This window comes from Microbacterium maritypicum, from assembly GCF_041529975.1.
Lineage (GTDB): Bacteria > Actinomycetota > Actinomycetes > Actinomycetales > Microbacteriaceae > Microbacterium.
In genome coordinates, this window is the sequence record NZ_CP168030.1 from 2,548,097 (window position 1) to 2,569,500 (window position 21,404).

20 protein-coding genes are annotated in these 21,404 nt (G+C 68.4%); 10 read left to right on the forward strand and 10 right to left on the reverse strand.

The window, feature by feature from the left end; all coding sequences use genetic code 11:
• Positions 1–49: 49 nt before the first annotated feature.
• A complete protein-coding gene (locus tag ACCO44_RS12380; protein ID WP_372466759.1) occupies positions 50–1,960 on the reverse strand; it encodes a heavy metal translocating P-type ATPase in 1,911 nt (636 codons plus the stop codon).
• A gap of 139 nt (positions 1,961–2,099) precedes the next feature.
• Here ACCO44_RS12380 and ACCO44_RS12385 point away from each other — a divergent pair, with 139 nt between their 5' ends.
• Positions 2,100–3,044, forward strand: coding sequence for a DUF1254 domain-containing protein (locus ACCO44_RS12385; protein WP_372466760.1), 945 nt, complete (start codon positions 2,100–2,102; stop codon positions 3,042–3,044).
• A 38-nt stretch (positions 3,045–3,082) separates the two neighbouring features.
• Here ACCO44_RS12385 and ACCO44_RS12390 read toward each other — a convergent pair whose 3' ends face one another.
• The 3 genes from ACCO44_RS12390 to ACCO44_RS12400 are packed head-to-tail and all read right to left on the reverse strand — an operon-like array spanning position 3,083 to position 5,867.
• Positions 3,083–4,432 carry a deoxyribodipyrimidine photo-lyase gene (locus tag ACCO44_RS12390; RefSeq protein ID WP_372466762.1) on the reverse strand — a complete coding sequence of 450 codons (1,350 nt, stop codon included), beginning with the start codon at positions 4,430–4,432 and terminating at the stop codon, positions 3,083–3,085.
• A 39-nt stretch (positions 4,433–4,471) separates the two neighbouring features.
• On the reverse strand, positions 4,472–4,882 hold the full coding sequence (locus tag ACCO44_RS12395; protein ID WP_215066360.1) for a hypothetical protein: 411 nt from the start codon (positions 4,880–4,882) through the stop codon (positions 4,472–4,474).
• Between the two features lie 34 nt (positions 4,883–4,916).
• Entirely contained in the window at positions 4,917–5,867 is a 951-nt protein-coding gene (locus ACCO44_RS12400) for an alpha/beta fold hydrolase (RefSeq protein ID WP_091036560.1), read from the reverse strand.
• 165 nt (positions 5,868–6,032) lie between these two features.
• Between ACCO44_RS12400 and ACCO44_RS12405 the strand changes: the two genes are divergently transcribed.
• The 4 genes from ACCO44_RS12405 to ACCO44_RS12420 all read left to right on the forward strand — a co-directional run bounded on the left by ACCO44_RS12405 (position 6,033) and on the right by ACCO44_RS12420 (position 10,550).
• The gene (locus ACCO44_RS12405) at positions 6,033–7,190 is read left to right on the forward strand and encodes a sensor histidine kinase (protein ID WP_372466763.1); all 1,158 of its coding nucleotides are present in this window, start codon (positions 6,033–6,035) and stop codon (positions 7,188–7,190) included.
• Entirely contained in the window at positions 7,187–7,870 is a 684-nt protein-coding gene (locus tag ACCO44_RS12410) for a response regulator (protein WP_372466765.1), read from the forward strand. Before ACCO44_RS12405 ends, ACCO44_RS12410 begins: the two co-directional genes overlap by 4 nt.
• 170 nt (positions 7,871–8,040) lie before the next feature.
• Complete coding sequence (gene thrS / locus ACCO44_RS12415) at positions 8,041–9,966, forward strand: threonine--tRNA ligase (protein ID WP_372469406.1); 1,926 nt, start codon at positions 8,041–8,043, stop codon at positions 9,964–9,966.
• Positions 9,963–10,550: an HIT domain-containing protein gene (locus ACCO44_RS12420; RefSeq protein ID WP_372466766.1), complete on the forward strand. Its 588-nt coding sequence runs from the start codon at positions 9,963–9,965 to the stop codon at positions 10,548–10,550. The genes thrS and ACCO44_RS12420 overlap by 4 nt, the downstream gene beginning before the upstream one ends.
• Here ACCO44_RS12420 and pdxY read toward each other — a convergent pair.
• Positions 10,528–11,379: a pyridoxal kinase PdxY gene (pdxY, locus tag ACCO44_RS12425; RefSeq protein WP_029263306.1), complete on the reverse strand. Its 852-nt coding sequence runs from the start codon at positions 11,377–11,379 to the stop codon at positions 10,528–10,530. The genes ACCO44_RS12420 and pdxY overlap by 23 nt on opposite strands.
• A gap of 45 nt (positions 11,380–11,424) precedes the next feature.
• Positions 11,425–12,732: an aminotransferase class I/II-fold pyridoxal phosphate-dependent enzyme gene (locus ACCO44_RS12430; RefSeq protein ID WP_372466767.1), complete on the reverse strand. Its 1,308-nt coding sequence runs from the start codon at positions 12,730–12,732 to the stop codon at positions 11,425–11,427.
• A 90-nt stretch (positions 12,733–12,822) separates the two neighbouring features.
• Between ACCO44_RS12430 and pdxS the strand changes: the two genes are divergently transcribed.
• Both pdxS and pdxT read left to right on the forward strand, forming a co-directional pair.
• On the forward strand, positions 12,823–13,716 hold the full coding sequence (gene pdxS, locus ACCO44_RS12435; protein WP_372466768.1) for a pyridoxal 5'-phosphate synthase lyase subunit PdxS: 894 nt from the start codon (positions 12,823–12,825) through the stop codon (positions 13,714–13,716).
• Positions 13,706–14,317, forward strand: coding sequence for a pyridoxal 5'-phosphate synthase glutaminase subunit PdxT (gene pdxT, locus ACCO44_RS12440; protein WP_372466770.1), 612 nt, complete (start codon positions 13,706–13,708; stop codon positions 14,315–14,317). The genes pdxS and pdxT overlap by 11 nt, the downstream gene beginning before the upstream one ends.
• Here pdxT and ACCO44_RS12445 read toward each other — a convergent pair.
• The 4 genes from ACCO44_RS12445 to ACCO44_RS12460 form a co-directional block, all read right to left on the reverse strand.
• Entirely contained in the window at positions 14,314–14,994 is a 681-nt protein-coding gene (locus tag ACCO44_RS12445; RefSeq protein ID WP_372466771.1) for a dienelactone hydrolase family protein, read from the reverse strand. The genes pdxT and ACCO44_RS12445 overlap by 4 nt on opposite strands.
• A gap of 74 nt (positions 14,995–15,068) precedes the next feature.
• Positions 15,069–16,439 carry a reverse transcriptase family protein gene (locus ACCO44_RS12450; RefSeq protein ID WP_372466772.1) on the reverse strand — a complete coding sequence of 457 codons (1,371 nt, stop codon included), beginning with the start codon at positions 16,437–16,439 and terminating at the stop codon, positions 15,069–15,071.
• A 359-nt stretch (positions 16,440–16,798) separates the two neighbouring features.
• Positions 16,799–17,746, reverse strand: a complete 948-nt coding sequence (locus ACCO44_RS12455) for an aminoglycoside phosphotransferase family protein (protein ID WP_372466773.1) — start codon at positions 17,744–17,746, stop codon at positions 16,799–16,801.
• Between the two features lie 93 nt (positions 17,747–17,839).
• Positions 17,840–19,234: an aspartate aminotransferase family protein gene (locus ACCO44_RS12460; RefSeq protein WP_372466774.1), complete on the reverse strand. Its 1,395-nt coding sequence runs from the start codon at positions 19,232–19,234 to the stop codon at positions 17,840–17,842.
• Between the two features lie 68 nt (positions 19,235–19,302).
• On the opposite strand from ACCO44_RS12460, the gene ACCO44_RS12465 reads away from it, so the two are divergent.
• From ACCO44_RS12465 to ruvC, 3 genes are all read left to right on the forward strand, one after another.
• Positions 19,303–19,905, forward strand: a complete 603-nt coding sequence (locus ACCO44_RS12465; RefSeq protein WP_105709977.1) for a hypothetical protein — start codon at positions 19,303–19,305, stop codon at positions 19,903–19,905.
• 108 nt (positions 19,906–20,013) lie between these two features.
• Positions 20,014–20,775, forward strand: a complete 762-nt coding sequence (locus ACCO44_RS12470; protein WP_029263315.1) for a YebC/PmpR family DNA-binding transcriptional regulator — start codon at positions 20,014–20,016, stop codon at positions 20,773–20,775.
• A 45-nt stretch (positions 20,776–20,820) separates the two neighbouring features.
• A complete protein-coding gene (ruvC, locus tag ACCO44_RS12475) occupies positions 20,821–21,387 on the forward strand; it encodes a crossover junction endodeoxyribonuclease RuvC (protein WP_372466776.1) in 567 nt (188 codons plus the stop codon).
• Positions 21,388–21,404: the final 17 nt, after the last annotated feature.

Consider the following 21,404-nt stretch of genomic DNA (forward strand, 5'->3'; position numbering starts at 1 on the left):
ATGGGCAGGATTCGCGTTCGACCAGTGAGCCGGGAGTCCGAGTCTCACGTCATCCGTTGAGGTGAGTCGTCGCGCTGTTCGGCGCCCGTGCGGGGGAGATGGAGGCGGCCGGGAGCACTGTCCTGGGGCCGCCCAGCGCGCGGAGCGCGTACAGGATGGTCGCGAGGTCGACGAGTTCCTGGACGAGCGCCCCGACGACAGCGGGGATGAGCCCGGTCATCGCGACGATCATGAGTCCGATGCTCAACCCGATGCCGATCCAGATCGCGGTGAGAGCGACCCGCAGCGTGTGACGACCGATCGAGACGGCGTCGACGAGCTTCGCCAGCGAATCGACGAGGATCACGACGTCGGCGGCATCGCCAGCTGCCGTCGCGCCCTTGGCTCCCATGGCGACGCCGATGTCCGCGGCGGCCAGGACGGGTGCGTCGTTGACGCCGTCGCCGACCATCATGACCGGGCGCGGTTGCAGCTCAGCGGCGAGAGCGACCTTCTCGGGCGGCAGCAGTTCAGCGTGGACCTCGGAGATGCCCACCTGATGAGCCACCGACTCCGCCGTCGGGCCGACATCGCCCGTGAGCATGACGATGCGATCCACCTCGTGTGTGCGCAGCCACGCGATGACAGCCGCTGCTTCGGGCCGCGGATGGTCGGCGAGGACGAGCACCCCGGCGAAGCGACCGTCGACCGCGACGTATGCTGCGGCCTGGCTCAGCTCGAGCGTCGCCCGCGCCGTGTCGGGCGCGAGAGCCGCCACGTAAGCGGGCTTGCCCACCACCACCTCTCTTCCGTCGATCTCGGCGACGACACCGTTCGTGGCCTCCTCGCGAGCTTCGGCGGCGCCGAGGAGCGTGATTCCGCGCGCCTCTGCTGCGCGGCGGATCCCCTCGGCGAGCACGTGCGTCGAGTACTGCTCCGCCGAGGCGGCGAGCTGCAGGACCTCATCCGCGCCGAAGCCGTTCGCGGGCCGGACGTCGACGAGCTCCGGTCGGCCCTGAGTGAGCGTGCCCGTCTTGTCGAACGCGGCCGACCGCACACGGGCGATCAGCTCGATGACGGCCCCTCCCTTCATGATCACGCCTGTCTTCGCCGCACGCGAGAGGCCGCCGAGGAACGCGACCGGGGCAGCGATCAGGAGCGGGCAGGGAGTCGCGAGCACGAGGACTTCGGCGAATCGGGATGCCTCGCCCGATACGGCCCAGGCCGTCCCTGCCAGAACGAGTGACACCGCGGTGAATGGAATCGCGAAGCGGTCGGCCAGGCGGACCACCGGCGCATGGGAGTCTTCCGCGGCGTGCACGAGCGCCACGATCTGCTGATACTGGCTGTCCGCGCTGCTGCGGACGGCCCGGATCCGCACGGCACGGCTTCCGTTGATGGACCCGGACAGCACCTCGTCTCCGGATTCACGTGACACGGGCATGCTCTCACCGGTCAACGAAGACTCATCGAACGTGCCTGACGACGTGAGGAGCTCGCCGTCGACCGGGACGATCTCCGACGGGCGCACGAGGAGTACGGCGCCGACGGCGACCTCGTCGACGGGCACATCCCTGACCTCATCCGACTCCGCGGACTCCGCGTGCACGAGCACGTGTGCGATGCGCGGAGACCGATCCAGCAGAGCCGAGAGGTCACGCTTCGCTCGACGGCCGGCGAAGTCCTCGAGGGCCTCTCCGCCGGAGAGCATGAGCACGATGATGAGCGAGGCGATGTACTCGCCGACGGCCAGCGTCGCCACCATCGCGACCACCGCCAGGATGTCGAGGCCGACATGGCCGCGGAGTACGTCGCGCACCATTCCGACGAGGGTCCAGACGACGAACACCGCCACGTAACCGGTGGCGACCCAACGTCCGAGGGCCGGGGCATCGACCGCGTGGAGGACCAGCACGCTCACGAACACGAGGACGGTCGTCGTGATCGCCGGATATCGCCAGAGCACGCGGAGAAACCTCATGCCCCAGCTTCCCGCGTATCGGTGCGCACGTCCACCGCGCCGGAACGAATCGCGAGCGCGAGACGCGGCGATTCCGCGCGCCTCACCGGCCCCGTCCCACCCGATAGTGTGTGGGCAACAGAGTAGCGAGGAGCCCCGGATGAGTGCCCAGATCGTCGATGTCGACAACTTCACGCGGGTAGAAACCGACACGATGATCGACCGGATGCTCCCGATCATCGGCGGGGTGGGCGTGTTCCACCACGACCGTGCGCTCCCGCCCCTGGAGCAGCAACCGGTGATTCGACAGAACCGCGACACGCTCTATTCGGTCGCGATCATCGATCTCAGTGGGGGCCCCGTCACCCTCACACTGCCGGAGGTCGGAGACCGGTACGTCTCGGTCATGATCATCAACCAGGATCACTACATCAACCGTGTCTTCCATCGGGCAGGCTCCTATCCCCTCACGATCGAGGAGTTCGAGACCCCGCACGTCATCGCTGCGGCACGCATCCTCTTCGACCCGGCAAGTCCGAGCGACCTCGAAGCGGTGAATGCGATCCAGGATCAGATCACTCTCACCGCGAGCGGCACTCAGGAGTTCTCTCACCCCGAATACGACCACGACAGCTACGTCGAGGTTCGCGAAGCCCTGCTCGTGCTGGGCAAGACGATGGGTGGACTGTCGGGATGCTTCGGATCGAAGGAAGACGTCGACCCCGTGCGTCACCTGGTCGGCACGGCGCTCGGCTGGGGTGGCCTTCCCGATGCGGAGGCGTCGTACATCAACATCGACCCCAAGCTTCCCGTCGGCCGCTACACCATGACCTTCCGAGACGTGCCCGCCGACGCGTTCTGGTCGGTCAGCGTCTACAACGCGGCCGGCCACTTCGAACCCGGGCCGATCGGCGCCACGAACGTCAACTCCGTGTTCGCCACCAAGAACGAGGACGGATCGACCACCGTGCGCCTCGGCGACCACGGCGACGATGCCGCGAACTCCATTCCCCTCCCGGAGGGCTGGAACCTCCTGATCCGGCTCTACCGGCCGCGTCTCGGTGAGCTCGCCTCATGGAAGGTGCCGGAGATCATCGCCGGCTGACCACACCCCGGCGGTGCAGACCTCGCCGTCTTCGAGCATCAGGAAGGCGCTCGTGGCGCCCGCTTGACCTCGTCGTACGCCGCGAGCGCGGCCTTCCTGGTCTCACCGAGGTCGACGATCGGTTCGGTCGGTGCTTCGGAGGCCCACTGCGAGATGTAGAGCCCCTGCGGGTCGAACTTCTTCGCCTGCAGCTCGGGATTGAAAACGCGGAAGTACGGGGCCGCATCGGCACCGGAGCCCGCCACCCATTGCCAGTTGAACGGGTTGTTGGCCTCGTCGGCGTCGACGAGCGTGTCCCAGAACCACTCCTCGCCGAGTCGCCAGTCGATCAGCAGGTTCTTCACGAGGAAGGAGGCCACGACCATCCGGACGCGGTTGTGCATGTAGCCCGTGTGCCAGAGCTCCCGCATTCCCGCATCCACCAGCGGCACTCCGGTCTCGCCGTGCTGCCAGGCCTCCAGGTGCGCTGGGTCGAGGGGTGGCCACGGGAAGGCGTCGAACTCGCGACGCAGATTTCGGGTCGCGAGGTCGGGGGAGTGATAGAGCGTGTGCCAGGCGAACTCCCGCCAACCGAGCTCGGAGAGGAATCCGCCGGCACCGTCCACGCCGACGGCCTCGTGCCAGACCGTGAAGGGGCTGATCTCTCCCCAGCGCAGCCGCGGGGAGAGCAGCGAGGTCGCACCGGCAGCGGGTTCGTCGCGCGCGCGGTCATACGAGGGGAGGTCGTGAGCGAGGAACTCCGTGAGGCGTCGCCGGGCGGCGGGTTCCCCAGGCTCCCAGGTGTCGCGCAGGCCCCCGGCCCAATCCGGCCGGGTGGGCAGCAGATCCCAGTCGTCGAGAGCATCGGAGGCGGGGACATGATCCGGGCCATCGACTGTCCGTGGCTCCGGAAGCGGCGCGCGTGGTGCCGGCAGCGCGAGACACGCGCGCCAGAACGGGGTGAAGACGGAATAGTGCGTGCCGCTGCCGGTCGTCACGGTCCTCGGCTCGTGCAGCAGGGATGCTGCGAAGGACGCGACCTCGAGCCCCTCGGCCCGGAGTGCCGACTTCAGCGATGAGTCGATCTCGCGCTCGGCGCCCCCGTACCGTCGGTTCCAGAATACGGCGCCGGCGCCGACATCCGCCACCGCCTCGCGGACGACGTGCCCTGCGGCGCCGCGACGCAGCACGAGTGCCCCGCCGCGCTCACGGAGACGCTCGTCGAGCGATGCCAGCGAGTGGTGCAGCCACCAGCGGGCTGCGCCGCCGAGGGGGCGGATGCCCGGCGACTCCTCGTCGAGCACATAGAGCGCGATGACCGGTTCACCTCGATCGATCGCGGCGCGCAACGCCGGATTGTCGGCGAGGCGGAGGTCGTCGCGGAACCACACCAGCGAGGGGGATGTCATGGGACCATTCTCTTCGAGCTCACGGGCATGGTCTGTCTCTCAACGCCGACGGTGGTTTCGGCGGGGCGTCTCGCCGCCGGTCGACCACAGCGCCCACAGCACCAGGATCGGCTGTAGGAACAGTCGACCGAACCGCCGAGCATCCGTGTCGAGTCCCGGCGTCGAGCGCTTGGTCTGCCACTGGTGGATGTTCCCGGGCATCACGGCGACGAAGAATGCGGCCGTCGCCCAGCCGATGCGGCGGCGCTCCTTCGGTAGCGCGAGGAGTCCCGCCGCGAGCGCGACCTCTGCGGCGCCCGAGGCGATCACGATCGTGTCCTTGTCGAGCCTGGTCAGGCGAGTGGCCCAATCGGGCACCACGACCCGGAACCCGCGGGTGCTGAGGAAGTGGCCGACACCGATCGCGCCGAGCGCGACCGCCAGGATCCATCGTGCGACTGCTCTGTCCATCCGTTCACGCTACGTGATGTCCAGAGCTCCGGCGTCACTCCGCGGCGGGCATCCTGGTGCGCTCCCACGAGCGGAACCCGTCGACGATCTCCGGCGTGTGCGTGTGGTGGAGGTAGTGCGTTCCATCGAGCGGCACGACCGTTCCATCGTCGACGGCCGCGGCCTGCTCCTCGTGCAGATCCACCCAGGTGGGGACCGTCGGATTGTCGGCCACGACGAACAGCAGCAGGGGGAGGTCTTCGGGGAAGCTCGTGCCCAGAGCATCGTCGAAGTTCGCGTGGAGCAGAGACATCGCGTTCAGGTAGGTGGGGCTCAGCGTGTTCCGGTTGGTGAGCAGGGCGATCTGCTCCTGCACGTCTGCGGAGTAGACGGACTCGTCGTAACCCGTGCCACGGAACGATGCGATGAGTCGCACGAGCCCCAGGTTCTTCGCCGCGCCGAAGAGCCCGACGGGCAGCTCGGTGTCCGAGCCGGGCTGCCCGGGGACGCTGCTGTCGATTCCGACGAACGCCCGCACCTCATCGGGATAGCGGTTCGCGAACTGGATGCCGTATATGCCGGCGATGGAATGCCCCATCAAGACGTAGTCGTCGACGCCGAGCTCCTGCAGAGCGGAATGCGTCTCGGTCACGATGTTGTCGGTGGTGCGGGCGCGATCCGTACCGTCGCTCAGCCCGTAACCGAACGGCTCCACGACGATCACGCGATGGTCCTTGGCCAGCTCGGTGACGAGCGGCTCGAAGTCGAGCACCGGGGATGCGGTGCCGAAACCCGGGAGGAGAACGATGTCCTCCGAGCCCTCACCGGTGATCATGACGTTCATCTCGTGCCCGTCCACGGTGACCTTCTGCCCGTACGGCTCGATGCGATCCTGTTCGACCGCGGTCGCCACCGCATTGCCGACCGTGGTGGCCACCAGTCCGACCGCGATGACGGCGACGACGGACGTGAGTGCGATGAGCACTCTCTTGACGGGCTTCTTCATGCCGACCTCTCTCGGCGCACGCGCTGTGCGCCCTCATCCCAGCGTGCCGCGCGGCATCCGCCGCCGCGTCGCCCTGCCGCAGACAAACGTGTACTGCGATCGCAGTACACACAGCTCATCCCGGCGGAGGATCCGGGAGTCGGCGTCGCGGTGAATACTGGTGTGATGCCGGCACCTCGTCCTCCAGGAATCGCGGCGCCGCTCTCCGACCTGATGGCTGTGGTCGTGGTGGTCGTGTTCGCCGTGTCACCCTTCCCGGACGAGGCGTTCCGCGCGACCGGATGGCTGCTCGTCGTCGCCCTCGTCCCCGCGGCCGCGATGCCGTTCCGCCGCCGGCATCCCCTCGTCGTGCTCGTCGTCAGCCTGCTGTGCGCAGTGGTCCTGGCATTCGCGGGTGTCCTGTCGCCGAGCGCGCTCATCGCCATGGCGATCAGTGCCTACGCCGTCGTGGACCGTCGAGGGCGACTCGTCGGGATCATCGCCGTGACCTCGGCGACGGCGATCGTCTTCTTCTCGAACGCGATCCCGCTCGGCGGGGATCTCTTCGATGCCCGCGCGCTGCAGTTCGTCTTCATCATCGCCCTCGCCGGAGCACTGGGGGACGCGACCAGGTCACGACGCGAGTTCGTCTCCGCCATGACCGAACGCGCGGAGCGGGCCGAGCGGGGGAGGGACGAGGAAGCGCGACGACGTGTCGCCGAAGAACGGGTGCGCATCGCGCGCGATCTGCACGACGTGGTCGCGCACCAGATCTCGGTCATCAGTCTCAATGCGGGCGTCGCGTCATCCGCGTTGGAGACCCGCCCGGAGCGTGCGCGGGAGGCACTGAGCACCATCCGCCGTTCCTCTCGCACCGTGCTCGCCGACATCGGTGGGCTGATGGCGCTGCTGCGCTCCGACGATCCGGATGATGTTCGCGACCTTCGTCCGCAGGTCGGCCTCGCCGGTCTCGACGAGCTGGTCGTGCAGTTCCGCGAGGCGGGGCTGCGCGTCGATCTCCAGGACGATCCCGATCGGCCTGCTCTGTCGCCGGCCAGTGATCATGTGGCTTACCTCGTGGTCCTCGAAGGATTGACGAATGCGCACAAGCACGGAGCGGATGGCGCGGCGACCGTGCGGCTCCGAGCGGACGGCGGGTCGCTCCGTGTCGTCGTCGACAATCAGGTGGCGACGGAATCCGAGGCGGTGTCGCGTGCGGGTGGCCACGGGCTGCGTGGACTGCGCGAGCGCGTGGTCGCGGTCCGGGGAGATGTGCAGACCGGCCGCGATGGAAGCGCGTTCCGCCTCGAGGTGCGGATCCCCCTCGACGGAGGTGCACGATGATCCGGGTGCTCGTCGTCGACGATCAGCCGTTGGTGCGGCAGGCGGTCCGCGACATCCTCGTCGACGGCGGCATCGAGGTGGTGGGCGAAGCAGCGAACGGGCGTGAGGCGGTGTCCGCGGTGCGCGAGTCGATGCCGGACATCGTGGTGATGGACATCCGGATGCCGGAGCTCGACGGCATCGCCGCCACCGCGCAGATCATGAGCGCGGCGCAGTCCACCGCGACCCGCGTGCTCATCCTGACGACCTTCGAGGAGGACGACTACGTGGTCGCCGCACTCCGCGCCGGTGCGAGTGGCTTCATCGGCAAAGGGGCCGAGCCGGACGACATCGTCAGCGCCGTGCGAGTGGTGCACCGCGGTGAGGCTCTCCTGTCGTCGGCGGCAACACGGTCGCTGATCGAGCGCTCCGTGCTGCCGCAGCATCCGCGAGCCGATGCCTGGCACACCGAGCCGCTGCGACAGCTCACGGAGCGGGAGCGCGAGGTGCTGCTCCTCGTGGCGGGCGGGGCGTCGAACCAGGACATCGCGAACCGCCTCGTGATCTCACCGCACACCGCGAAGACCCATGTGAACCGCATCATGTCGAAGCTGAACGCACGCGATCGTGCGCAGCTCGTGATCCACGCGTACGAGTCGGGGATCATCGTCCCCTCGCGCGGCGCCGACCAGCCGGGCTGAGGGTGACCGACGGCGGCACCGGTCACGGTGTCCGACACCGTCGCGAAGCGGTCAGGACCCCGTGATCATGCGAGTAACCTGGACACCGACCCAGATGGAGAGTTTCTGTGCCTGAAAACGCCCGGCCGCACGATGGCTTCGCCCTGTTCATTGACCGAAACGTCGTCGCGATGCGCGTCAACGGCGATCTCAAGGATCTCGCCACGACCGTGACCGACACCGACGAGGTCGAGCCGGTCACGATCGACAGTGCGGATGGGCTGAACATCCTCCGCCACTCGGCTGCCCACGTGCTGGCGCAGGCGGTGCAGCGCATCAACCCGCAGGCGAACCTCGGCATCGGCCCGCCCATCACCGACGGGTTCTATTACGACTTCGGCGTGGAGACCCCGTTCACGCCTGACGACATCAAGGCCATCACGAAGGAGATGCAGCGCATCGTCCGCGAGGGCCAGCGCTTCGTCCGCCGTGTCGTGACCGACGACGAGGCGCGCGCCGAGCTCGCGGACGAGCCGTTCAAGCTCGAGCTCATCGGGCTCAAAGGCGGGAAGGAAGCCGCCGAGGGGGCCTCCGTCGAGGTCGGCGAGGGTGAGCTGACGATCTACGACAACACCACCCGCGATGGCGAGGTCGTCTGGAAGGACCTCTGCCGCGGGCCGCACCTGCCCAACACGCGCATGATCGGCAACGGCTGGGACCTCACCCGCATCGCCGCCGCCTACTGGCGCGGCAGCGAGAAGAACCCGCAGCTGCAGCGCATCTACGGCACGGCGTGGCCGACCAAGGACGAGCTGCGTGCCTACCAGGAGCGCATCGCCGAGGCGGAGCGCCGCGATCACCGCAAGCTCGGTGCCGAGATGGACCTGTTCTCCTTCCCAGACGAGATCGGCTCCGGACTCGCGGTGTTCCACCCCAAGGGCGGCATCATCCGCTACGAGATCGAGGAGAACCTACGTAAGCACCTGCTGCGCAACGGATACGACCTCGTGAACAGCCCGCACATCACGAAGAAGGACCTCTTCATGACGTCGGGTCACCTGCAGACCTATGCGGACGGCATGTTCCCCCCGATGCACCTCGACGAGGTCGTCGATGAGGAGGGCAACGTCACCCGTCAAGGGCAGGACTACTACCTGAAGCCGATGAACTGCCCGTTCCACAACCTCATCTTCCGTTCGCGCGGGCGTTCCTACCGCGAGCTGCCGCTGCGTCTGGCCGAGTTCGGGACGGTCTACCGCTACGAGAAGAGTGGGACACTGTCGGGTCTGACCCGCGTGCGTGGCCTGACACAGGACGACGCCCACATCTACGTCGCTCAGGACCAGGTCAAGGACGAGCTCACGACGAACCTGAACCTCGTCCTGGACCTGCTCCGCGACTACGGCCTCAACGACTTCTACCTCGAACTGTCGACGAACGAGGTGGGGAACCCCAAGTTCCTCGGCGAGCCGGAGCAGTGGACCACCGCGATCGACACGTTGCGTGAGGTCGCGATCGAGTCCGGACTCGAACTCGTCGCCGACCCCGGCGGCGCCGCCTTCTACGGTCCGAAGATCTCCGTACAGGCACGCGACGCGATCGGACGCACCTGGCAGATGTCGACCATCCAGCTCGACTTCAACCAGCCCGACCGGTTCGAGCTGGAGTACACCGGACCCGACGGGCAGAAGCACCGGCCGGTCATGATCCACCGCGCGCTCCTCGGTTCGGTCGAGCGCTTCTTCGCGATCCTCCTCGAGCACTACGCCGGCGACTTCCCGCTCTGGCTCGCGCCCAGTCAGGTTGTCGGCGTCCCGGTCGCGGAGCAGTACGGAGACTATCTGGACGACGTCATCGCGCAGCTGCGCGAGGCGGGCGTCCGGGCCGACGTCGATCACTCCGACGACCGCATGCAGAAGAAGATCCGCAACCACACGACGGCGAAGGTCCCCGTCATCCTCATCGTCGGGGAGCAGGATCGAGCCGCGGGCACGGTGTCGTTCCGCTTCCGCGACGGCACGCAGGAGAACGGCGTCCCGGTCGAGGATGCGGTACGTCGGATCAGCGCCGCCATCGCCTCGCACGCGCTCGTGCTGAAGGCAGGGGACCTGGCGTGACCGAGGGGGAGCGGCCGCTGGAAGACGCCGGGCGCCTCGCCGGCGTTCCGGACGAGTTCCAGCGGCTGTGGACCCCGCATCGGATGGCGTACATCCAGGCGGGGCCGGAGCCGCTGCGGGAGGAGTGCCCGTTCTGCGAGGCTCCGAAGTTCCCCGACGAGGAGCGGCTGGTCGTGGCGCGCGGCGAGACGGCCTACGTGCTGCTGAACCTGTTCCCGTACAACTCGGGGCACCTGCTCGTGTGCCCGTATCGCCACATCGCCACCTACGACCAGGCGACGCCCGCCGAGGTCGCCGAGATCGGTGCCCTCACACAGACTGCCATGCGTGTGCTGCGCGAGGTGTCACGCTGCGACGGCTTCAACATCGGCATGAACCAGGGCGCGGTGGCGGGCGCCGGCGTCGACGCCCACCTGCACCAGCACGTGGTGCCGCGGTGGACATCGGACGCCAACTTCTTCCCGATCATCGCGAAGACCAAGGCGCTTCCGCAGCTCCTCGGCGAGGTGCGGGAGGCCGTGGCGAACGCCTGGCCGGCGTCGGAGCCTACTGCGGAGGAGCTCAGCGCACCTGACGGGCGGTGAACTGCATCTGCGGGTTCGCGTAGAACTCCTGCGCCTCGACGAGCTGCAGCTCGCGCTCACCGGATTCGAGCGTGGCTTTCAACAGGTCGTAGACGCTGGATGCCGTGCGCTCCAGAGCGATCTTCGCGCTGCCGGTCTCGACGTAGTGCGCCGTGAACAGTGCCGCGGTCACATCCCCGGAGCCGTTCGCCTTCATCGGCAGGTGCGGGGTCTGCACGAGCCAGGCACCCTGCGCGTCGGCGGCGAGCATCTCGATGGTGCCCTCTTCGCGGTCGGGCCGCTCGACGCTCGTCACCAGCACGGTGCTCGGACCCATCGCGTGGGCGAGGTCGACGGAGGCGAGGGTGGACTCGAGCGTGTCCGGCTCGGTGTCGGTGAGGAAGCCGAGCTCGAACTGGTTCGGCGTGATGATGTCGGCGACTGGGACGACGCGCTCACGCAGCAGCACGGGGATCGCCGGGGCCACGAAGCACCCCGACTTGGCGTTGCCCATGACCGGGTCGCAGGCATAGACGGCGCTCGGGTTCGCGGACTTCACACGGGCGACCGCGTCGATGATCACGTCTCCGATGCCTTCGCCGCCCTGGTAGCCGCTGAGGATCGCGTCGATCTGGCCGAAGACGCCACGCTCCTCGATGCCGGTGATGACTTCGCGGACGTCGTCCGGAGCGATCATCGGTCCGCGCCAGGCGCCGTATCCGGTGTGGTTGGAGAAGTTCACCGTGTAGACCGGGAGCACCTCGACGCCGATGCGCTGCAGGGGGAACACCGCGGCGGAGTTGCCGACGTGCCCGTAGGCGACGGCTGACTGGATGGAGAGGATCTTCATTCTCCGGCTCTTTCGTTCAGGGCAGGCGGGTGCCCGCGAGGATGGTCATCGCCCGGCGGCGACGAGGTCGGCGACGAGGGTTTCGGCCTCGTCATCGGACAGGTCGTGCACGGTCAGGCGCAGATGGTGGGATGGGTCCGCGCGGTCGTCGAGCGCGAAGTCGTCGCCGGTGCGGGCCAGCCACCCTCGGCGCATCAGCCGATCGGCGACGAGGCGCGCGGGTTGCGGCAGTTCGACCCACAGGCTCATACCGTCGGATGCGGTCGCATCGATGCCGCCGGCGCGCAGCCGCTCCGCAAAGGCGGCATTCCGCTCCGCGTAGTGGGCAGCTGCTGCGGCGACCTCGGTCATCACGCCGTCGTCGGTGAGCTGCGTCAACGCGAGACGCTGCAGCAGGTGGCTCACCCAGGTGGTTCCGGGACTCAGACGCATGGCGAGCCGTTCCGCTGTCTCGGCATCCGTCGCCGCGATCGCGAGGCACATGTCGGGTCCGAGGAACTTCGACACGGAGCGCACGAGCGCGAATCGACGGTGGGCCGCACCGATGAGTGACTCGTACCGGCGCTGCGAGAGCATCGAGAAATGGTCGTCCTCGATGATCAGCACGTAGGGGTGGTCGGCCAGTACCGCTCGCAGTTCGGCGGCCCGCGTCGCGGTGAGGCTCGCTCCGGTGGGGTTCTGCGCGCGCGGGGTGCAGATGATCGCGCGGACTCCGGCGTCCAATGCCGCACGCAACCCGTCGACGGTCATGCCCTCGGCGTCGACCGGCACCGGAACCGCCCGGTATCCGCCGAGTCGCACTGTGTGGATGCTCGCCAGGAAGCACGGGTCCTCGAGCGCCACGGCATCGTCGCGCATCAGCGCCTGCGCAAGCAGCCGCTCGACCGCGTCGACGGCGCCGCTGGTGACGGTGATGCGGAAGTCGACGTCGTCGAGGTCGGCGGCGATCCACCGCCGTGCCCAATCCTCGAGACCACGATCGATCACGGGCTCGCCGTAGAGGACGGGGCGCGAGGCGATGGTCATCAGTGCGGGTGCCGGATCGGGGATGAGGCGTGGGTCCGGGTTGCCGGTGCCGATGTCCCGGAGGACAGTGTCGGGGGCGTAACCCTCCTGCGCCACGGTTTCGTGGCCCGCGACCACGGTGCCGGCACGCCCGCGCGAGACCACGAGACCGGCCTGAGCGAGCTGGCGGTACGCAGCCACGGCGGTGTTGCGATTCACGCCGAGGGTCGCGGCCAGCTCGCGCACCGGGGGGAGGAGGCTACCGGGCTGCAGGGATCCGCGGTCGCGCAGCGAACGCACGCTGTCGGCGATCTCCGACGCGGTGGTACCTGTGATCTGGTCGCTCATGATCCTCCTCAGCGATTCTAGGTCGAATCGGACAGTGCTACGTTTGATCTAGATCAAAACCCACTTCGGTGCATCCGACAGGAGTTCCCCATGACCGAGCAGACAACCACCGGATCCTCGCGCGTCAAGCGCGGCCTCGCCGAGATGCTCAAGGGCGGCGTCATCATGGACGTCGTCACCGCTGAGCAGGCGAAGATCGCCGAAGACGCGGGCGCCGTGGCCGTCATGGCGCTCGAGCGCGTGCCGGCCGACATCCGTGCCCAGGGTGGGGTCTCGCGGATGAGCGATCCCGACATGATCGACAGCATCATCGACGCGGTCTCGATCCCGGTGATGGCGAAGGCGCGCATCGGACACTTCGTCGAGGCCCAGGTGCTGCAGGAGCTCGGCGTCGACTACATCGACGAGTCCGAGGTGCTCTCGCCGGCCGACTACGTGAATCACATCGACAAGTACGAGTTCACCGTGCCGTTCGTATGCGGTGCGACCAATCTGGGCGAGGCACTCCGCCGCATCAACGAGGGCGCCGCGATGATCCGCTCCAAGGGCGAGGCCGGCACCGGCGACGTCTCCGAGGCGATGAAGCACATCCGCAAGATCCGTGGGGAGATCGCGGCCCTCGCTGCGCTGCCCAAGGACGAGCTGTACGTCGCCGCCAAGGAACTGCAGGCGCCCTACGAGCTGGTCGCCGAGATCGCCGAGACCGGCAAGCTCCCCGTCGTGCTCTTCGTGGCCGGAGGAGTCGCGACCCCCGCAGACGCCGCGATGATGATGCAGCTCGGAGCAGACGGCGTGTTCGTGGGCTCGGGCATCTTCAAGTCGGGCAACCCCGCCGAACGTGCCAAGGCCATCGTCAAGGCGACCACCTTCTTCGACGACGCCAAGGTGATCGCCGAGGTCTCGCGCGGGCTCGGCGAGGCGATGGTGGGCATCAACGTGAGTGACCTCCCGGCGCCGCACCGTCTCGCCGAGCGTGGCTGGTAACACCCGCGTCGGAGTCCTCGCGCTGCAGGGCGACGTGCGCGAGCACGCCGCCCTGCTCGCGCATCTGGGCGCCGACGTCGTGCTGGTGCGCCGACCGGAAGAGCTCTCTTCCGTCGACGGCCTCGTGATCCCCGGCGGCGAGTCCAGCGTGATCGACAAGCTGTCGCGCATCTTCGGGATGCAGGAACCGATCCGCACCGCGATCGATGCAGGGCTCCCGGTCTACGGGACGTGCGCCGGACTGATCCTGCTCGCCGACACGGTGCTCGACGGGATCGACGGCCAGGAGTCGTTCGGCGGAATGGACGTCGATGTCCGTCGCAACGCGTTCGGGCGCCAGACGGAGTCGTTCGAGACGGAACTCGACGTCCCCGCGCTGGGGGAGCCTCCGGTGCGCGCGACGTTCATCCGCGCCCCGGTGGTCGAGCGTGTGGGCGCCGGTGTCGACGTCCTGGCATCGCTCGCGGACGGCACGGTGGTCGCCGTCGAGCAGGGCAGCCTGCTCGGAACGAGCTTCCACCCGGAGGTCGATGGCGAGACGCGCTTCCACGAGCGCTTCCTCGACAAGGCCCGGACCCGTGCCGGGACGTCCGTGCGCTAGCGCCGGTGGGAGAGCAGCCAGTCGTACAGCTCGGGGTTGTCGTAGGTCTCGGTCCAGGAATCATGACCGACGCCCGCATATCGCGTGAACCGCACGTCGGCGTCGAGCGACCGGAGCTCGGTGGTGATCTCCTCCGTGGCGGAGATCGGCACGACATCGTCGGCGTCGCCGTGGAAAGCCCAGACGGGCAGGTGCCGAATCGGCTCGGCACTCTGCATCCAGAGCCCACCGCAGATCGGTGCGATAGCGGCGAACCGTTCGGGATAGCGCACCGCCAGGCTCCAGGTCCCGAAGCCGCCCATGCTGAGCCCGGTCACCGAAATGCGGGCCGGATCGACACGGTGCGTCGAGACGACCTCGTCGACCAGCCCGGACAGGGTCGAGAGCTCCGCGACCCACTGGCTCGACTCACCGCACTGCGGGGTGACGAGGACGAAGGGGAACTCGTGACCTTCATCCGCCAACCGCGGCGGGCCGTGCACCGCGGCGAGGTCGAGGTCGGAACCTCGTTCGCCCGCTCCGTGCAGGAACAGCACGAGGGGCCAGAGTCTGCCCGGATCGGCGTCATAGTCATCCGGAAGGTGGACCAGATACCGCAGGACATCTGCCGGGGTCGGCGCGTCGTCGCGCACGTCCGACGTGCGAACGGCAGGAGTGATGTGTCGTGATCTGCGCATGCCTCCATCCTGCGCCATCCGTACGGGTCGTCCGACGGTAGGGCCACTTGGCCACTCGTGCCTGGTCGCACCGGTCACCAACGGATACGCAGAAACTCCGCACGGAGTTTCGCGCCTCGTTGGGGGTTCAGGCTCTCGACCCACGAGATGCGGCCGAGCAGATGTGCACGGAAATCGTCGAGTCGGCGGTGATTCTGACTGCGCGGACCGTGCACGACGCAGTTGTGGATCGTCGCCTTGAGCCGGTCGTAGTCGTCTCGTGAGACGTTCGTTCGCTGGTTGACGACGATTCCGGTCACGCTCTGCCTGACGCCCTGGCGTCGGACCCTCGTTTTGTGCGTGTTGGCAACGTGCCCCTCGTCCTCGATGATCCGCTGCACACCACGGATGAAGGCATCAGGTCGCTTCGCGAGTCTCGGGCCGCCGCTGAACGCGAGGTCATCGGCGTATCGCGTGTAGGTCGCATCGACGGCATCCGCCCATCCCGTCAGCCGTGAGTCGAGGCGCCGGATGGCGAGGTTGGCAAGCATCGGTGAGGAGGGGGCGCCCTGCGGCAGATGACTCGTGGCCAGAGCCCGACGCAGGGCGAACCGCTCGTCGGATGATCCGCCCGGTGGCATGGCAGCAAGCACGCGCGGAGGAACGGCGTTGGTGCACAGCCCGGTCACGACGTGCGCGACCGGCTCGGGCAGTCCCGACTGCCGAACTGTTCCGTAGATGCGACCGCCCGTCACGCGGGCGAAGAACGTGGTGAGGTCGAGGGATATGACGATGTCGGCCCCCGTGTGGAGCGCGGCCCCGGTGGCCGCGCTGCGACCGGGCATGAAACCGTGGGCGGCATCATTCACGGCTATGAGGCCGAGCACCTGTTCCAGAAGACTGCGCTGCACACGGCGCATCCGTTGCTCCGGGATCTCTAGCAACCTGGGGATCCGCCCGTGCCGTGTGCGCCACTCGTACCGGTAGTGGTGCAAGGCCCCTGTGCGTGCGCGCCGATTCCAACGTTTGGTGTCGGCGAACCACTGGAGCCGGCCGACGTCCAGATCGAGCATGGCGGCGAGATCCGGGATGCTGTCGATGCGGGGAAGAGCGCCCGAGGGCGGCTGTGACGCCGAGGGACCGACTACGTGGTGGTGGATGCGCAGCGGCGAACGGCGCTCCTCGGCTTTGCGCACCGCTTCTGCGAAGTCGGGCGAACGGAGGATCACCGACGTCAGCAGTCGCGGGGCATCGACGGGCGGGCGGACGAAGGAGGTCAACACGTCGCCGACGAGCGGAGACAGCCAACGGCGACGCGCGCCCAAGACGTGCGCGCCGGCCTCGACCAGCTGCTCCTTCGCCCAGACCTCTGAGGCGAGGAAAGCATCGGCCAGAGAGGCGGCCACCGACGACGGCAACGGTCGCGGCGTGCGCCCCAGCACGCGTGATGCGGTGGAGGGCGCCATCAGTGGGCAGCCGCGAAGCGGGCGCCGGGCGTGCAATGGCCTGCGTACGACTCGTCCATCAGTGCGGGCACCGGTCTGCGCGAAGCGCAGTAAGGCGCCTGCGGCGTTCGTTCCAGGTCAGACTGCGTACCCCGGGGTGACCCCGGAGAGAGCGGAACACGTCGTGAACCACTCGCCTCGTCCGCAAGCCATCGCACGCGGCCACGATAGCAAGGAACACCAACGTCCGGATGGCATCGACCGCAGCCCTGGGCGATCAGTCGCGACGACGCAGCCCCGCTGGTCTGCCGTGAACGATCATTCCCGGCGGGCGCACCGAGGTGGCCGGAGGAGAACCGCCGCGTGAGAGCCGTGCTGACCTACCTCGACGCCGCGCGTTCCTGAACCTGCAGCAGCGCGGCGAGCCACCGCAGCGCGGGGCCGGCCTGAGCCCGCTGGAATGCGCGAAGTCCGGGGAGCTGCGGAATCTCGGGTTGTGCCTGTGCGAACCAGAGGTAGGACGCGAAGCCTGAGATCACCGGCAGCATGTCCTGGACGGGCGGGGCTCCGTGCTCTTCGAACAGCGGCCAGGCCTCTTCGCACGCGGGACCGCCCGATGCCTCGACGCTCGGCAGCAGACAGGGGAGATCGATCCAGGGGGCTCCGCGGCGGGCGTGCGGCCAGTCCACGAATCGTGCGTGCCCATCACTGATGAGGACGTTGTCGGCCCGCACGTCGTCGTGCGCGATGACGTCTCCGCTGACTGCAGCGCGGAAGTCCTGTTCCATGCGCAGCAGGTCCGTCATCCGCCCACGCACCATGGCCGGGAGACCTGCGAGCAGCCGCTCATCGAGGGAGATATCCTCCCATCGGGTGAAGTCGGACATGCTGTCGGCCGCGTCAGGCAGATCGAGCGGCGCTTTCGTCGAGGCGACGATGCGGAGGGTCGCAGCGATCGAATGCAGATCATCCGCCGACCAGGGGCTGCCGGGGTGGTGTCCGTCGATCGCTTCGAGCACGAGCGCGGAACCGGCAGTCTCGTCGACCTCGCCCAGCACTGCCGGGGCGACCGTCGGTGGCAGCGTCGCGAGCACCTGCATTTCGGTACGGAGGAAGTGCAGGGACTCCGGATGCCAGTCCCGCGCGCAGGCCTTCACGAAGGCCTTTCCCTTCGTGGTGGTGACCACACCCGCGTAGGACGCGCTGAATCCGCTCTGGGCCGGTTCATCGCGGACGAATCGTCCTCCGATCACGTCGACGATGCGCGCGCGCAGCACCAGGGGGAGTGCGGTCCACTCCGGTCGAAGGCGATCGGCGCCTGCGCTCATCGTGTCGTTCCCTTCGCTCGCAGCGTCGCGGCATCCCCGGGGCACGGGTTCCTCGACGCTAGCAGCAGCCGGCGGCAGGGCCAACGATCTCGATCATTCGGCGCGTGAACCCGCGGCGACCAGGCCGCGGATGGCCTCGACGGTGCGGTCGACATCCTCCGGGGTGGTCGCCCACGAAGACATCGAGCACCGCAGGGCCGCACGGCCGCCCCACTCGGCGCCCGTCATGGCCGCCGTCCCCTCGGTGAGGATCGCCGCGCCGAGCGCGCGCGTCGCCCGGTCGGAGCCGAGGTGGAACATGACCTGGGTATAGACGACGTCGTTGATGACTTCCACTGTCTCCACGGATCGGAGCCCCGCAGCCATCGCGACGGCGTTCGCGTGCAGACGGTCCATCAGCTCGGCGATGCCCGAGCGTCCGAGACTGCGCAGCGCGGCCCACGCGGGAACCCCGCGGGCGCGTCGCGAGAGTTCGGGCGTCACGTCCCACGGGTCGAGCCCCGAATAGATCAGATAGTCGCCTCCGGTGCGGAACGCCGCGATGGAGTCCGCCGGGTCGCGCACGATCGCCATGCCGCAGTCGTAGGGCACGTTCAGCGTCTTGTGGGCGTCCGTCGCCCAGGAGTCGGCATCCGCCATGCCGGCGGTGAGGTGGCTCAACCCGGCAGACGCCGCCGCCCACAGCCCGAACGCGCCGTCGATGTGCACCCAGGCGCCGTGACGTCGCGCGATGGGGATCAGCGCGGCGAAGTCGTCGAAGGCGCCGGTGTGCACCTCTCCGGCCTGCAGACACACGATGAGGGGGCCGTCGCCGCCGGCGAGAGCCTGCTCGAGCGCATCCGGGCTCATACGCCCTTGATCGTCGGACGGGACGACCGTCAGTTCCGCCCGCCCGATCCCCAGGAAGCGTGCGGCGCGGTCGATGGACCCGTGCCGGTCCGCGCCGACGACGAACCGCAGCGGGGGAGAACCGTGGAATCCCTGCTCGGCGATGTCCCACCCTGCGCGCGCCAGCACCGCATGTCGAGCGGTGGCGAGGCAGGTGAAGTTGGCGAGCTGCCCGCCCGTGACGAAACCGACGCTGGCGGTCGCGGGGAGTCCGAAGAGATCGAGCATCCACTGCCCGGCGACGCGTTCCATCGCGACCGTGGCGGGTGTGAGGGTCGACGAGCCCGAGTTCTGATCCCACGCCGAGACGAGCCAGTCGGCGGCCAGGGCTGCCGGATGGGTGCCACCGATCACGAAGCCGAAGAACCGGCCGCCGGGGATCGCGACGAGGCCGGGATCGGCGCCCACGGCCATCTCCTCGACCACCGTCGCGGGATCGATGCCGTGTTCCGGGAGCGGGCCGCCGAAGGCCGTCAGCATGTCGTCGAGTGAAGCCCGTGGCCACACCGGTCGCTCGGCGACCGAGTCGAGGAAGCGGAGGGCGGCGTGATGCGCGGTATCAAGTGCACGCGACCTGTCGTCAGGAGCCATCTCGTTCATGCCTCAGGCCTACACCCGGGTGTCTTCTCGCGCCAGGGGTCGCGCGACGCCTCGGTAGGGTTGAGCGCATGATCGGCGCACGGGAATGGCAACTCATCGGCCTGAACAACCTCTACATGAATCTGCAGCGACTGCATGTCTACGATCGCGCGTCGGCGATGATCAACGGGGCCGCCGAAGACGAGGCGCGCACCACTGCGCTGCGCGGATGGATGGACGCGGTCGTGGCGGCGATGGAGCCGGTGCTGCAGGGCGGAGAACTCGATCAGGCGACGCAGGAGTCTCTCCTGCCGCTGGTGCCGTGGCTCCGTGACGAGGTCGCCCGCTACTACGCCCTGCACGATCCCACCGCCCCGTTGCGGGATCAGGCCGCGTTCGGAGCAGCCCACGTGCTCGCCTGCGACTACCAGACGAAGGGCGAGCGGGCGATCGCCGAAGCGGTCGGCAAGCCGGAGGAAGCCGATCGCCTCCTCCAGCGCGTCCCCATGATGATGGCGCTCGTCCGGCAGGCGAACACCGCGGTCGGAACCTGTGCCGAGGGTGAGCCGAGCGACGAGGTCGCGGGGTACATCACCGAACATGTGCGCGTCGCGCGCGGCGATGAATCGCGCATGTTGCTGCAGATCGGTGCGGCCCCGGTGACCCTGCAGGGCCGCGACCCGCGCGAATGAGGGCTGCGCGGACGGCCGCGGTGGACGCCGCTCGGTCGACCGCGGCTTTTCGATAGAATGGACGACGCCCTGGGCACGTTCCGGGGCGGATACGACGAGCGGAGACTTATGTCCGGGCATTCCAAGTGGGCGACCACGAAGCACAAGAAGGCCATCATCGACTCCAGGCGCGCGAAGTCCTGGGCCAAGCTCATCAAGAACATCGAGGTCGCCGCGAAGCTCGGCGGACCCGACCTGGCGGGCAACCCGACGCTCTTCGACGCCGTTCAGAAGGCCAAGAAGACGTCCGTCCCCAAGGACAACATCGACCGCGCGGTGAAGCGCGGTGCGGGAATCGGTGGCGAAGCCGTCGAGTATCTCTCGATCATGTACGAGGGCTACGGACCCAACGGCGTCGCCCTCATGATCGAGTGTCTGACCGACAACAAGAACCGCGCAGCCGCTGAAGTCCGCACGGCCCTCAGTCGCAACGGTGGGACTCTGGCCGACCCCGGCAGCGTCGCCTACAACTTCAGCCGCAAGGGCGTCATCGTCGTCGGCTCCGAGGGAACCACCGAGGACGACGTCATGATGGCGGCGCTCGAGGCGGGAGCCGAGGAGATCGAGCCGCATGCCGAGGGCTTCGAGGTCATCACCGAGGCGACCGACCTGGTGGCCGTGCGCAGCGCGCTGCAGGAAGCCGGGATCGACTACGAGTCGGCGGACGTCGAGTTCGTCCCGAACCTCAAGGTCGAGATCGACGCCGACACCGCGCGGAAGGTCTTCCGCCTGATCGATGCTCTCGAAGACAGCGAAGACGTGCAGAACGTGTTCACCAACTTCGACCTGTCGGCCGAGGTGCAGGCCGAGCTCGAGAACGACGACGCGTAGGCGCGCCGGACGGCCGGTGTCTCCTCGCGCGCCTAGCCTGGGGGAGTGACCTCCTCTCTGCGCGTGCTCGGCATCGACCCCGGGCTCACGCGTTGTGGTGTCGGAATCGTCGACGTCGATCCTTCGCGTCGCGGCACGCTGGTGCACGTGGGAGTGATCCGGTCATCGCCGGACGCGGAGACCGGCGATCGTCTCGCGATCGTCGCCGCTGGCATCCGCGCCGTGATCGCTGAGCACCGCCCGGACGCGGTCGCCGTCGAGCGCGTCTTCGCCCAGCAGAACACCCACTCCGTGATGGGGACGGCTCAGGCCAGCGGAGTCGCGCTGCTGATCGCGGCCGAGTCCGGGTTGCCCGCCGCCACGCACACGCCGAGCGAGGTCAAGGCGGCCGTGACCGGCTACGGCGCGGCCGACAAGCGGCAGGTGCAGACCATGATCGCGCGCATCCTGCGCCTGGATGCGCTTCCGCAGCCGGCTGACGCCGCGGACGCTCTGGCGATCGCGCTGTGCCATGCCTGGCGTCGCGGTGGCCGCACTGCATCCGGGCAGGGGGCGCTCACTCCCGCGCAACGGGCCTGGGCGGACGCCGAGAAGCGTGTCGCTCGAACATAGGTCCGAACCACGCCCTA